The following is a 15,612-nucleotide window of genomic DNA, read 5'->3' as shown; positions in this document are numbered from 1 at the left end:
AAGCTTCAGAAAACTGGTATAAGTGGTGCTAGCTTTTCAGGTGGAATACGCTATCAGTTTTAAGACAAGGCTGTAAAAATAGCCTATCATTCTATTCAATTTAATAAAAAGGCAGTATAGTATACTGCCTTTTTTAATCTATGTAAGCTACTATTCTTATCCCCTAAAACTTTTTTCTTTCTCCTCAATGATCTCCTTCTCTGCTATTTACACGAGTCACGCGGCATATTCATTATCGAATTTGTCTATACAGCTAAGCAAAGTGTATTTTTAGGCAATATAAAGAAAACAACATTGGAAAAGATAATGATAAAAGAAGTTCTCTGTTCATACCTTTGCTATCTGTTTCTTCAATCCATTAGCTTAACACCACCCTGTAAGAATTCATTTATATTTCCATGTACCGTTTTTTAGGCAAACCATTTTGACAATGCTTATCCCTATCATTCCATACAATATATTGATTTATAAATATAATTCTTTGTTTTACATGTTGTAATGAGAGTCCCGAATATCGTAGGATTCTCTCATTTCAAACTTGTTTTATGTTGAATCAATTAAAAATTTTCTTGCACGTTACAAGCGGAGCTGGCGTGTGGAGCAAAGTTATATAAGAAAAGCCTAAGAACTCCTATAATGAACTGTCTCAAGAACCAAGAGCTTGTCACAAACATTAGGAGCTAGCAAAGTATGTGATGGGCTTGCTCTTTTATTAAGCTTAAAGGTATCAGCTTGCTCCTTCGTAAGCATAAAGATGATGGGACTCTATGGCTTTAGCGTTATAGCATTCATGACCACATCGTCGCGAAATAAGCTTTGGTACCCTTAAAGAAAAGTCTCTTTAAAGAAAGCCTGTGAATAGCCCCCTCATCTCTTTTTCTTATAGCAGAGAAAATTTGCTGATCGTTTTGGTGAATGCATAAAATAATACATCTCAATGCTATAGAGCTTTTATAACGATTATCCTTAATAGACAATTTTAAATATCATACTTCATAGTGTTTTTAGCATAAGCTTGACCAAGCTAGGTTTTATGAAATCCATTGTTCCCGACTTCTTATGATCATTAAAAAGTTTTTCTTAAGAAAAACTTCAAATCATAGAGAACACCATAACTATAATTCGTTTTGTTGTTTACAATAAAAACATAATGATATAAAAACTGATTGGGTACTTGCGCCATCAGGGGAATGAAGTAAGCATCAAAGCATACCAAATATTAAAGGCATATCTATGTGTAAGAAATATATTTATAAGAAAAATTTTTTGTTATGTACAATTGCTGGAACTTTCATTTTTTCTCATTTTGCTCCAACTTATGCAAATAGACAACCTCCTGAAATTATTAGTGAGTTTAAGCTGGAAAAAGGAGAAGAAAAAACCCTTAATAACGTTTTTATCCGCAATGGATTGAGCGCAGTGCACGCCTCTGAAAAAGCAATTGCCACAATTACAAACTCAACAATACATTCAGCTTCGTTTGCTTTTGCTGTATCACAAGGTGGACGTATTAATGCTAAAGGAGTAAACGTCAATGCCTTGTACACTGGTCTATCGATTTCAAACGGTATCATTAACATTGAAGATTCATTCATAGAAAGCAAAAAACAATCCGGTATTATTTTTCATAGCATTTTAGATGTTTTTGTGAAAGATGGTGAAGAAGTTATCAATAAGGCAATTCTTAACAATACAAAACTTCTTGTGGAAAATGGTGTCGGTATTTTAGGACCATCATCTTCAAAGTCTGTTGCCGAGGTTCAACTTAGAAATTCAGAAATTCGTTCTGATGTACTATTACAAAATAATGTAAAAAAGAAAACAGATTCAGATCCTCATCCTGTGACTTTTGTATTAACCGCCGATAATTCGATTATGGAAGGAAGAGCAAGAACCTTAGCAGTAAATACAACTGTTTTTAATTTAAATAACAATAGCAAATGGTATTTAAATGTAAGTCAATACGACATAAATCGTGATTTTAGTTCATTTAATTATGCACTCCATGATATTAAGCAACGAGCACTATCTACCGTTTCAGTACTGAACTTCAATAATAGCTCTATTGTGTTTAATGCGCCACATAGGCTGGCAAAGGGTCAATATCAAACCTTGAGTGTAGGACGAACAATTGAGATCCCTAAACCACACGAAAACAGGGATTCCGCTATAAAAACCGTTTATAATGCGACAGGCAATGCAAGGATTTATTTCAATACAGAATGGAGTGATGGTTTAAAAAGAGAACAACAAAAAACGGACCGCCTTCTTGTCCATGGAGATGTATCAGGCACCACAACAATTAGTTTCAATAGCCTTTCAAAAGGTGAGCCATCAAAAGAAGAAGCTTCTATTCCCGCGAATATGCGTGGACTGTCGCTCATTCAAGTATCTGGAAAAACAGATGAAAATGCCTTCAAACTAGCAAATGGCTATGTCACAATGGGCGGTTTGCCTTATAAATATGTCTTAAATGCCTATGGACCAACATCACGTCTTGGAGAAGCAGAGAGCACACAAAGCCATTTAGGAGAAGTAACTCAACAATCACAAGAAAAGTCCTCAAAAACCGACACGACCCCCGTTGTATTAGGTGGTGTGGTTTTGAAGATTGAGGATAATATAAAAGGTGAATCAACGGCAAATTCTGAGCAAATAGGGAGCACACAAAACCATTTGAGAGAAAATCAGAATTTCTGGGATTTCCGCTTGCAAAGTGCAACGCTCGATGATGAAGGAAAGATCAGAGCTCTCGTTCCTCAAGTGGCAAGCTATTTGTCCATGCCTAACGCACTATTCTCAGCTGGACTGGCTGATGTAAACAATCAAAACACTTTACTGAACACGATACAAAAAACAGGCTTTGAGAAAAAAAATCATAAAAACAAAGGGATCTTCTTCTCGACTTATGGAAATAAGATGACATTATCCTCTCACCGTACGCCATTGCAATATGGCTATGGTGCCGATATTCACTATGCTGCTTTACAAGCAGGCTTTACATTAGTAGCTCTAGAAGATCAAAACATAACCACCAATTTGGGTCTTTTCGGGACATATGGGAAATTAGCTTTCACCCCAAAAGATATGGAAGGTGCTGACAAGAGTACACTCAATAAATGGTCAATTTCTGCATATAGTGGACTGCGCCATAATAATGGTGCATATATCCATGCTCTCTTTTCTTATGGAATGCTCAAGGGAGATATCACCACAGCTCTCATAGGAAAGACTGCAGAATTGAAAAACGCTGATACATTCAGTGCATCGGCGACCATTGGACAAAAGTTCGAAACCAGTACAAAAGGATTGGTCTTTGAACCACAAGCACAAGTTGTTTATCAGCGTCTCATGCTTGGCACATTCTCAGATGTCGATGGCTTTGATGTAGATATGGGAAATCCTCATCAATACTTAGTGCGTGCTGGTGGGCGCTTAACACAAACGACGATTTCTATTGAAAAAGGCAGTATTCTTTCTCTCTATGGTAAATTGAATATTATTAAAGCTTTTTCTAACAATGACACCATACAGATTGGTGAATCATTCCACTTTGGTTCTATGGGGGCTTCTGTTGAAGGTGGACTTGGTGTGAATGCACAATTATCACAAAATATCGCCCTTCATGCTGATGTTAACTATCAACATAAGCTTCAAAAAACTGGTATATCTGGAGCAAGCTTTTCAGGCGGAATACGCTATCAGTTTTAAGAAAAGGCAAAAAACAATTTATAGTCTATGCATTTTTAATAAAAAAGCAGTACGAATGTACTGCTTTTTTGCAATCTATCGTAAAGAGCCATCAATAACGGTTCTTTCTATACAGCTTTCTCGAAAGGATTAATTTCATTCAAACCAAATGCAACAAAATTCCTTATCTCTCAATGACTGCTGAAGTCTCAAGAGAGCTGCCTTTTTGATTTATAAAAATTGTTGTATATCGGTAAAAAATACAAAATATTTTAGCTTTTTTACATCAAAAAAATTCATAGTGAATAATTCTATATGCAAGAAAAACAACTGAACGATTTTTGTAAATGCACAACAAATCTTCTCCAAAAACTTTGTAGAGTTTTCATAACAAAAGCCTTAAGCAATAAACATCCTTGTAAAATATTTTGATCCTTAGCACTTTAAAACAAAAATACTTATCAAGCTAGGTTTTCTGAAATCCATCTTCGCTGCATTGCGCTTTCTATTTTAAAAGCTCTTCTAAGACCAATTTTTAAACGATAAATAACAAAGCATAATATTCGTTTTGTTGTTTACAATAAAAATATAATGATATAAAAACTGATTGGGTACTTGCGCCATTAGGGGAATGAAGTAAGCATCAAAGCATACCAAATATTAAAGGCATATCTATGTGTAAGAAATATATTTATAAGAAAAATTTTTTGTTATGTACAATTGCTGGAACTTTCATTTTTTCTCATTTTGCTCCAACTTATGCAAATAAACAACCTCTTGAGATTCCTACGGTCCAAGTAGCTAATGGAGAAGAGAAGAGCCTTCATAATGTTTTTGTTCGTGGTAAGTATGATGCCGTGGTTGCTAAGAAAGGTCATATTACCATTACAAACTCAGTAATGCACTCAGGCTTTACTTTGCTTTCTGCAACATCAGGTGGTCAAATTAATGCCAAAGGAATTGTGGGAGAGGCAGAAGGGCATGGTTTGTCACTCACAAACGGCACAATCCATATTGAAGATTCAACATTAAAGGTCATAGGCCACAGCAGAGCCTATGGTATCAATTTTGGTTATATTTCAAGTTCTACAATAAAAGAAGGAGAAGAAGTTGTAAACAAAGCAATCCTTAATAATACAAAACTTCTTGTAAACGACGGTGTAGGTATTTTCGGACCTTATTATCCCAAAACGAATGCAGTGTACCTTAAAAACTCAGAAATTCGTTCTGATATGTTATTAAAAAATGAAGTCTCACCCTTCTTCGAGGTTCAACCTGCTACTTTTACATTAGAGGCTGATAATTCGATTATGGAAGGAAGAGCAAAAACGCTTCCTCAAAATACAACGGTTTTCACCCTAAACAATAACAGCAAGTGGCATTTAAAAATTAGTCTCTTTGAGTTGGAAAATAGTTTTAGTCTATTTAATTATAAGCTCCTTGATCTTAAGCAACGAGCACAATCTATCGTTTCAGTCCTAAACCTTAATAATAGCTCTATCATATTTAATGCTCCGCATAAACTAGCAGACAATCATTATCAAACCTTGCATGTAGGAAAACATCCACAAAAAGCAGAGCAAAACAGAAGCTCCGATGCAACAACGGTTTACAATGCATTGGGGAACGCAAGAATTTACTTTAATACAGAATGGAGTAATGGTCTTACAAAAGAACAACAAAGAACTGACCGTGTTCTCGTTCATGGTGATGTCTCAGGCACCACAACGATCTATTTCAACAATCTTTCAAAGCATGCAGAACCATTCGATGATGAAGAAGATTCAATTCCTTTGAATATGCGTGGGCTCTCACTTATTCAAGTTTCTGGGCAAGCAAATGAAGATTCCTTCAAACTTGCCCATGGCTACACCACAATGGAGGGCTTACCTTATAAATACATACTCAATGTTTATGGACCAACATCCAGCCGTGGGAAAGCCGATAAGACACAAAGTCATTTAAGCGGAATATCACAAGAATCAAAACAGAAAGATGCACAAAATATCAATGCATCATCCCTCAAAAAAGAAAACAATGGACAAGCTCCCTTGGAAGAAAATGAGAATTTCTGGGATTTCCGCTTGCAAAGTGCGACTCTCGATGATGAAGGAAAGATCAAAGCTCTTGTTCCTCAAATGGCAAGCTATTTGGTTATGCATAATGCAATATTCTCCTCTGGCTTGGCTGATATAAACAATCAAAATACACTGTTAGATAATATGCACTCAATAGTTTTCGGATTAGAAGGTCATAAACAGAAAGGGATATTCTTATCGACTTATGGCAACAAGATAACGTTATCTTCCAGCCGTAGTCCATTAGAATATGGTTATGGTGCAGATGTTCGTTATGCTGCTATCCAAGCAGGCATGACATTAGCAACGTTAGAAAATCAAAATATGACCGCGAATCTTGGTCTTTTAGGCACATATGGAAAGCTTTCTTTTGCGCCAAAGGATATGGAAGGTTCTGACAAAAGCATACTGGATAAATGGTTTTTTACGGCATATGGGAACCTCCACCATGACAATGGTCTCTATGTTAATACACTTTTCTCTTACGGCATTTTAAACGGACATATTACAACAGCCCTTATCGGCAACACCACAGAGTTAAATAATACGGATACATTAAATATATCAGCTACCGTTGGACAAAAACTAGCAACTGGTGTTGAAGGAGTGTCCTTTGAACCACAAGCACAACTTATTTATCAACACATTACATTTGGCACTCTTTCAGATATTGATGGCTTCCAGGTTAATATAAAGACCCCTCATCAATGGTTGGTCCGTATTGGAGGGCGTTTAACGAAAACAATGCTTCCCATTGAAAAAGATCGTGTTCTTTCTTTTTATGGTAAATTGAATGTCATCAAAGCTTTTGGTGAAAAGCGCACTATCGATGTTATTGAATCTTTCTATCTCGATTCTATGGGCTCTTCCCTTGAAGGTGGGCTTGGCATTAACGCGCAACTTTCTAAAAATATCGCACTTCATGCTGACGTTAATTACCAACATAAACTTCAAAAAGCTGGTGTCTCTGGAATTAATTTTTCCGGTGGAATGCGTTATCGCTTTTAGAAATCTTAGCTCTCTATTTTGACGCATAAGCAGCGCTGAGATGAAAACAGTGCTGCTTATATTTTACTACATTACAAAAAACGTAGTGTGTCAAAAAGTGGTTTATTTTTAGCAAAACAAAGAAAATATCTTAAGGAACATCTCTATGCATAAGAATCTTTTGTTATGTACAGCCGCTTGTGCTTTGTTTTTTTCTTCTTTTAATTTTACGTCTACCAGTACCGCTTCTGGCTTAAACCCTCAAACACGCCATACCATTGATTTAATAAACACACCAACACAAGCATCGAAAACGACTCTTAACACATCCGCAAAAGCTCATGTGAAATTACCCACAAAAGTTAAGAGAACCGCTACCGCTGATACCGAAAGCACCTCTAAACTTACAGATAATGAAGCAGCCGCAACTTCTGCTTCTCTTGATTTGGCAGAAAAAAGAACAGTTCTTATGCCACAAAAAGAAAGCTCTTTAGTTATGCCTATCGCGATGTTTTCTGTCGGTTTTTCTGATTTCAACAATCAAAATATCTCGTTAGACAACATGCAAATAACGATGTTTGAACCCAAAGATCATCCAGAGAGAGGCGTTTTCTTATCCACTTATGGCAATAAGAGCACCTTTTCTTCCAGCATTCAAGAAAAACAAGATGGTGTTCAAGCAGATATTCGCTATGCTGCATTGCAAGCAGGAGCGACATTAATAGCGCTATACGATCAAAATATCAGCAGCAATTTTGGTCTTTTCGGAACATATGGGAAATTGTCTTTTACGCCTAAAAACAAAGAAAGCTCTCATAAGAAAATGCTTGATAAATGGTCACTCACTGCATATGGAAATATTCAACATGACAGTGGCCTCTATGCACATGCATTTCTCTCTTATGGAATTTTCAAAGAAAATAACACCAGAGCTTTCATCAAACATACCTCAAAAGTAAATAATAGTAAAACATTAGGGGCTGCTGCAACTGTTGGTCAAAAACTGTCAACCAGTTTGGAAGGTGTAATCCTAGAACCGCAAGCACAACTTGTTTATCAGCGTCTCATGCTTGGCTCTTTCTCAGATGACGATAACTCTAAAATAGACATAAGCAAACCTCATCAATGGTTGCTCCGTATTGGCGGACGTTTGACGCAAAACAAAGGCCATGCCCTTTCCTTCTACGGCAAACTGAACGCGATCAAAACTTTTAGTGAAAACCTTCCGCTTGCTGCTATGGGATTTTTAATCGAAGGTGGTTTTGGTATTCAGGCGCACTTATCTGAAAATATCGAGTTTCATAATGATCTCAGCTATCAACATAAATTCAAAAAAGATGGCATATCTGCAATAAATATTTCCGCTGGAATGCGCTATCACTTTTAAAAATACTTGTATTCGCATCTTGAAATATAAAGAACTCTCATTATGTTTCGTTTTGTCTCTTACAAAAGAAACATAATGAGGTTAAAGTTTTATCTTTTATGAGAGAGGGGAAATATTTAGGAATACATCTATATGAAAAAAAGTTTTTTACTATACACAGTTTCTGGAGTTCTGTTTTGTTCTTCCACCAGCTTGTCTTATGCTCTTCATGATACGAATGCACAACCTACAATAGATCTCCCGTCTCCACAACCCGCTCATTCAAATGCATCATCTTCATATCCACCTTTAACATCTAGCTCTACAAGAACGATCATACCCCCTCCTCTTACAAAGAGTGAATCTACAACGCCTACTCCTACGAGCACTCTACCTTCCACAACCCAACTTGAAGGAAATTTAGTTCGAAATACAATTTCTTCTTCAAAACAAAACTCTGATCTTAGCCAAGGAAGTACACAAACATCAAATACTAAAGTGGCAAAAAGTGTACAATCTAACCCTGCAGCCACACAAGATATTCTTACACAGTCTCCAACGACAGAGATAGCTCCAACAGCAGGAATGGAAGTAAAATCTAGAAGACGTTCGGGTGTTTCCACCTCTTCTACAAACTCTTCCAGAGAAAAAATGTCCGAAAATTCTGCTGTATCCTCACAGTCAGAACCTCCTCAACCTGCACCGAATTTACAACCAACACCTATAAACTTAAAACCTACAAGAGCGGAACCTACAAAACCGGCAACAGAGCTATCGCCAGCGCTTAAAGAACCAGAACTCGCACAGCCAATATCTTTAAGACCAGAAACTGGAAAACCAGCATTATCGGTACCACCAAAATCTGTAAAACCAGCGCCCGTACAATCTGCCTCTGCACAAAAAATATCTGAAAAATCAGAGCTTAAAAAACCAATAAAACAACCTGAAAAGTCTACACAAATTGAGGATATAAGCTCCAGAATTGAGGCTGAAAACGGTAAGACCATAACGCTACATAACAAAAAAATTCAAGACAATGGTTTTGCTGTACATGCAGAGGGAAATAATTCAAAAATCAACATGATAGGGGGAACAGTTGATGCGCGTTTTGTTGCACTAAGTGTATCAGATGGTGGAGAAATTGATGCTACAGGTATTACTGTAACAACAGAAACAGTTGGTTTGCTAAACATAGAGGGAACAATCAAACTGAAAGATTCAAGCGTACATGTCACGGGTAATCATGAAGTGGACGGTATTATTTTCCGCAACAATCCGTATAGTGCCCCTAGAAAACGATATACACGCAATGCTGAAAGGAATGCCAACGCCGTTCAAGAACAAGATGGAGCCAATATTGCCGATAAAGTAACTCTAGAGAATACAAGGATTTTCGTTGAACATGGTAGAGGTATCAACCTTTATGGAACAGGCATAAACGGTGAAGTCAACCTTAAAAATTCAGAAATTCGTGCCGATATTTTATTAAAAAATATAAAAAACGAAAATGCTTTCACAAACACCCTTACACTGGTTTCTAACCACTCTTCTTTAGAAGGTGGAGTGAGAACTTCTAAAGATAATAGAACTGTTTTTGATCTAAAAGAAGGGACAAAATGGCTTTTAAAGGCGAATAAAAACGCCCAAAATAATGATAATGTTTCAGATGACCTACAGTTTGGTGTTGATAAAAAATCATACTCTAACCTTTCTGAATTGCGCCTTACAGACAGTGCCATTATGTTTGACAAGCCAGTGGAAGGACATTATCAAACTCTGTTTATAGGACCTAATCTTCCGAAAAGAAATGAAATAGCTCATACAGCAGCGGTTTACAGTGCAACAGGTGTTGCAGAAATTTATGTAAATACTCAATGGAATAAACATTCTCCTATCACGGAGCAACAAACCGATCGCATTGTGATTAATGGTGATGTCTCAGGGCGTACTGTTGTTCACATCAATCTCCGAAAAACAGATAAAAAAACAACCGATAGCTCTGCTGTTTGGGGAGAACACATGGCGTCACTTCCTTTAGGGACACATGGGATTTCAATCATTCAAGTTTCCGGACAAGCAAACGAAAATTCCTTCACGTTAGCAGGAAACTATATGACAATAGGGAAACAACCTTATAAGTATGTACTTACAGGCTATAAACCTGGAACATCTCATGAGAGCCAAAACCTTTTTGGTAAGAACAGTAATTTCTGGGATTTCCGCTTACAGAATGCCTACATTGATAAGGATAAAAAAGTTCGAGCACTTTTACCACAGGTAGCAAACTATTTAACCATATCTAATACTTTATTTTCTGCTGGATTTACTGATGTCAGCAATCAAAACACGTTGTTAGACAATATGCGAACAACAGTATTTGGGGCAAAAGACAATAAAAAGAATGGTATCTTTTTCTCTTCCTACGGCGAGAAAGTCACCTTATCTTCCAACCGCGATCCACTACATTATGGTTATGGTGCTGATGTAAACTATACTGCTTTACAACTGGGTGCCATATTAGCCGCCTCGGAAGGCAAAGACATAAGCACACATTTTGGTTTTTTAGGAACATACGGAAAACTTGCCTTTACGCCAAAAGAGATGCAAGATTCTGAAAAGACAACACTTGATAAATGGTCTCTTGCCGCTTACAGCAGCATCCAACATAGCAATGGTATATATGTAAACACACTTCTTTCTTACGGAAAGTTAAAAGGAAATATTACCACAGCTCTTGTTGGAAATGCCGCAAAACTGGATGGTACTGAGATGCTTAATATATCTGCAACCATTGGTCAGAAATTAGCGACCAATACAAAAGGATTGGTATTTGAACCACAAGCACAATTCATTTATCAAAATCTCATGTTTGATATCTTCTCAGATGCCGATGGCTTAAAAGTAGACATGGGCAACCCGCATCAATGGTTGGTGCGGATTGGTGGACGTTTAACAAAAACTATAATGGCTGCTGAAGAAAATAAGGCTGTCTCCTTCTATGGTAAAATGAATGTGATCAGAGCTTTTGGTGATGGTAAAACCATAAAAATTGCTGATACCTTTCATGTTGATCCTACCGGCTCTTCAGTTGAGGGAGGCATGGGGGTGAATGCATATCTTTCTCAAAATATTGTATTAAACGCCGATATCAGCTATCGGCAAAAACTGCAAAAAGCCGGAATATCTGGCACCAATTTGTCTGGCGGGATACGTTATCGTTTCTAAAGCAGAAGCTAATTTTAACTTAAATAAAAGAGCAGCACTTTGTGCTGCTCTTTATATTTAAACTTATATTTTTTTAATTCTCAAAAATCATTATCACATTAAAGAAGATTTTGACTTATAATGTTTCTTTTACATATTGAATAAAAAACTGAATACCATAGCATTCTCTCATCAAAACACCCCATGCATAAAGCTTTTGTGCCTTATATCACCACACTTCAAGCGATGATATTTTTACAGCACAACAGAATAAGCATTCATGCGGATTTTAAAAAATTAGCCCCTTCTTCGCTGTGGACGCTCCATTTATTTTAGATGATCTGCATTTAATATACCTGCTATAAAGACTTGCTATCTGTTATAAATTCTTAAAGGCATATTTTTCCTCTAAAATCTCAATGCCACACCAACTCCACCATAAGACAATACATTGATTTATAAAGAGTGTTCATTGTTTTACATGTTAAATAAGAATCCAGAATAGCGTAAGATTATTTCATTTCAGATCCGTTCCATGTTGAAGCAACAAAAACCATATCTCTTGCAAGTTACAAGCGGGCAGAGCCCTTTTGGATAAAAACTATTAAGAAATGATTAAAAATACCCCTAATGAACCGTCTCAAATGCCAAGGGTTGTAGCAATACCCACGAGCTAGCAAATATGCGCCTGCTTACTCCTTTATGAAGCGTAAAGATCGTGGTGCTCAATGGATTTACCGTTATACCATTCACGAACACCACCGTGAAATGGGATTAGGTGCCTTAAGAAATATTTCTTTAAAAAAGCACGTGAATTGGCAACACAATGACGTTCTGTTTTACATGAGGGACGTGCCCCCATTAAAGAACGAGAGAAACAGAAGCGTGAAATAATGCGTAATCTTCATCATTTAACAGATAGTGCTTTAGATTCTTTTGAAAAAAATAAAGCTAAATTAAAGGATGGTGGTACAGAGAAAAGCTGATTTCTAGCCCTTTATTCTTTCCCAATAAGATCGCCTCCCCATTTAAAATATTACGCCAACAAAGGTATATGCAATATATTCACTCAAATCTGGATGCTCTCTCCAATCTGACATACAAAAACTAAAAACAGCAGAAGAAAATATTAAACCACTTTAATTTTTGTCTCAAACATATAGATTTAAACAACTAACCGCTTCGTATCACCACACTTCAAAGGACAGTACTCTATAAGGCTTATAGGCAGTGTTCATCACATACTCTCAAAAGACTAATGCATAAAACCTTAATTACCATAGCCCCAAGGAAGCTGTTTTTAAGGCATCACAGGCTGTTCTAAATATTCTCTTGATCGGGGGGGCCCTAAACTAAAAAGTGAAGCTCCCTATTAACTCAGTCTGCAAACAATGCTCTGTAAATAATCCGCCTTCTCTTAGTCCTCTTTCAGCCAGCTTCCCACAGCATGCGGTTCACATCACTACACCTTAAAGGACACTGTTTTAAGAACAGCATTTTACAATACAACAGGATAATAATTTAAATACCCAAATGCGCTTAAAACAAGTCTACTCACTAAACGCATTATTTATCCAAATAAACATGATCTACCTAATCATTGTCATCACTTAGAACAGCCAATATTCATCAAATTTGAATCATTCCTCTGTTTCTTTTACGCGTCCAGATAGTTGCATAGCTCTAGAAAGATCATTAACTGCATTTAAATGCGTCTGAAGCAATTCACTATTACGCTGTAATTTTTCTTGTAAATCAGACAACAAACTTTCAACTTCATGCTCAATATCTTGATTCATGTAGCGCTTCACATCGCTCATGGATTTATTAAGATCACGCAAACCACGTATTTTACATAAATTTATTTCTTCGTAATCTGGAACACCACTGCTCTCTAGCATATTGCTTTCATAATCAACAACTTGAGCTAATCCTTTAACAGCAGCAACAAATTTTGTCATCGCCCAATCACGATCAATAAGATTATTATCAAGAACTTTTGCTTTTGATGCAAAACTATCATCACCATATTGCACTACAGACATTTTTACTTCCCCTTCAACACTCTTGTTCAATCTTTCAAATGAGGGAGATTAAACAGGTTCTCTCCAATGCTGATACACTCAATAAAGCTCGTGGTGCGAACATCACTCAAACAACAGCACGACAATCCTTCAAAGCGTATACCACTTCAACTTTCAACGCATTCTCTCAAGTATTTTTCTTGCTTTGCTCCAAAACCATCATTGCTGCTATACTAATTCACCAAAACGCTATAAACTTAAACCTTACGCAGTAATATTGAAAATCCTACATTTGCTCTGTCTATTTTGGTCTATTTCGCCTTGCCAATTTTACCTTTGCCTATTTCGTCACCAGCACGCCTTCAACAGAAAACAACAACGCTCTCACGAGAACTTTGTCCATAAAAAGACCACCTGCCGACAAAAACCCACAGCATATCAAAGACTTAAGCTCATTAAAAATCTCAGCATTTTAACGATAGCAGCATCTTACCCTCCATAACCTTATGGCTTTCTCTGCACCTAAACTTGCATACCTTCCGGCACCCCATAAGATGGCACCCTACAAAATTAGTTTGCACCCATTCAAAAAGACACACCCTCCCCCGTACTCTTTCTGCACACATGCAGTATTTCGCATAAAAAACAAAAAGAACGCTCTTTTGAACAGATCAGCCATACAGCAATATAAAAAAAGACATCTTAGAATAGCTAAACAGCCATCAATCTCCCTTTTTTTAATTATCATTCGCTTTTCTTTGCAATGAACGACTATATAAGATTTTTTGAACCTTTTCAAGAGTTTCTTAGCCAATCAAGTTCGATACGTCTTCAATCGCATATTCACGCGCTTGTTTTAAAGAAACATCTCTTAAGTGTACCCAAGCCTATTTCGCGCCGTGGCCCATGAATAATATAATGATAAATCCCCCATGACGTGTATAAAATCCATTGAGCACTGTCCATCTTTACGCTTAATAAAAGAAGCAAGCCAGCACCATCACATATTTTGCTAGCCCCTCATGTTGCGATATCCTTGACATTTAAGTGCGGTTCAAAAAGCATGCCTTTCTTGTACAGTTTCACTTCGCATGGACCCTCCCCACTTGTAACTGCAAAAGACATGGTTTTGGTTGATTAAACCTCGAACAGATTTGGAATGAAAAAAATTACGGTATTCAGGACTCTAATTCAAATTGAATAACGATAGATTATCATTATCTATCAAAATATTATCCAATGCATAATGCTTAACGCTCCCCACATTGATATTTTCAGAATTTCCACAGCATCTTCCTATAGATTATTTCACTCCATAACACAGTTTTCTCTTAATATCGCGGCTTTACATGTGCTACTGGTATAAAAACATAGAAACAATCATTTTATAATAAAGGTACAATTTTTGTTACGAACTTTCTCTCATTTTCAATCTTCTAAATGCAGCTCTTCTCTTTCATAATCATCCCATCTCAAATCTATTCCATGTTGAATAAATTAAAATCACTTGCTTGCACATCACAAAAAACAACCTGATGTGTTGATAAAATACACTAAAAGAAAAATGCGTCTTATGAACCTTCTCAAATGCCAAGGGCTATAGTAAACATTGAAAGCAAGCGTACGAGATGACAGTGACTTGCTCTTTCATAAGTGTAAAGATGGGAGCATTCTATAGATTTTATATTATTTCACGAGAACTTTACTATTATACCATCTACGAGTGTCATCGTAAAATATTTGTCGTGTGCATTGAGAGATATTTTTTTACACGTACATAAATGTACAATACAAATATATTAATATACAACATAAGTATATTTCGTTTGGAACGTTCTTTTCTTTTGTGCAAAACATGCCCATTAGAGCAACATTAACCAATCTTGCTATGAAATAAACGATCAGAAAACATTTTTGTCTTCTTCCGCGCACCTTAAAGCACCAAGATCTTAACTCAATCTGCTCTGTACGCAGTCTGAATTTTTGTCAAGCGATCTTCTCTTGACTTTCCACTCATGTGATTCACTTAAACGAAAGGCTCAATAAATAAACCTACGAAATCAATTAATATTCTCTTTAAAACTTTCTTTTTTAGGATTTACAGTGCTCCAATTCCTCAAGCCTTTATAAAAAAGGAAAGATTCTAAGCTTGCCTAATATATTATATCAACATATACTACAGATTATAACATATTGTTATTCATAAAATCACCTCAAAAAGAACAGAAAGAGGTTTTTATGACTGATCTCGTAAAAGCCGCTG

General features: G+C 36.5%; 5 protein-coding genes and 1 pseudogene. 5 read left to right on the top strand and 1 reads right to left on the bottom strand.

The window, feature by feature from the left end:
* The first annotated feature begins 1,233 nt into the window (after window positions 1–1,233).
* The 5 genes and pseudogenes from ACFIKE_RS05410 to ACFIKE_RS05390 form a co-directional block, all read left to right on the top strand.
* Window positions 1,234–3,711: an autotransporter outer membrane beta-barrel domain-containing protein gene (locus tag ACFIKE_RS05410; RefSeq protein WP_375648590.1), complete on the top strand. Its 2,478-nt coding sequence runs from the start codon at window positions 1,234–1,236 to the stop codon at window positions 3,709–3,711.
* 653 nt (window positions 3,712–4,364) lie between these two features.
* Window positions 4,365–6,776 (top strand): autotransporter outer membrane beta-barrel domain-containing protein, encoded by a 2,412-nt coding sequence (locus ACFIKE_RS05405; RefSeq protein ID WP_375648589.1) that lies wholly within the window; start codon window positions 4,365–4,367, stop codon window positions 6,774–6,776.
* A gap of 145 nt (window positions 6,777–6,921) precedes the next feature.
* Window positions 6,922–8,142 carry an autotransporter outer membrane beta-barrel domain-containing protein gene (locus ACFIKE_RS05400; protein WP_375627446.1) on the top strand — a complete coding sequence of 407 codons (1,221 nt, stop codon included), beginning with the start codon at window positions 6,922–6,924 and terminating at the stop codon, window positions 8,140–8,142.
* 132 nt (window positions 8,143–8,274) lie between these two features.
* Window positions 8,275–11,346 (top strand): autotransporter outer membrane beta-barrel domain-containing protein, encoded by a 3,072-nt coding sequence (locus ACFIKE_RS05395; protein WP_375648588.1) that lies wholly within the window; start codon window positions 8,275–8,277, stop codon window positions 11,344–11,346.
* Window positions 11,347–12,030: 684 nt separating this feature from the next.
* Window positions 12,031–12,302: pseudogene (locus tag ACFIKE_RS05390) on the top strand (integrase arm-type DNA-binding domain-containing protein); the annotation flags it as partial.
* Window positions 12,303–12,965: 663 nt separating this feature from the next.
* Here ACFIKE_RS05390 and ACFIKE_RS05385 read toward each other — a convergent pair.
* The gene (locus tag ACFIKE_RS05385) at window positions 12,966–13,370 is read right to left on the bottom strand and encodes a flagellar protein FlgN (RefSeq protein WP_273788300.1); all 405 of its coding nucleotides are present in this window, start codon (window positions 13,368–13,370) and stop codon (window positions 12,966–12,968) included.
* Window positions 13,371–15,612 lie beyond the last annotated feature (2,242 nt).

The sequence above is a fragment of the Bartonella sp. MU70NMGDW genome, from assembly GCF_042194085.1.
GTDB classification, from domain to species: Bacteria; Pseudomonadota; Alphaproteobacteria; order Rhizobiales; family Rhizobiaceae; genus Bartonella; species Bartonella grahamii.
Note: the sequence above shows the minus strand (reverse complement) of the source record. Positions and strands in the feature narration are given on the sequence as shown.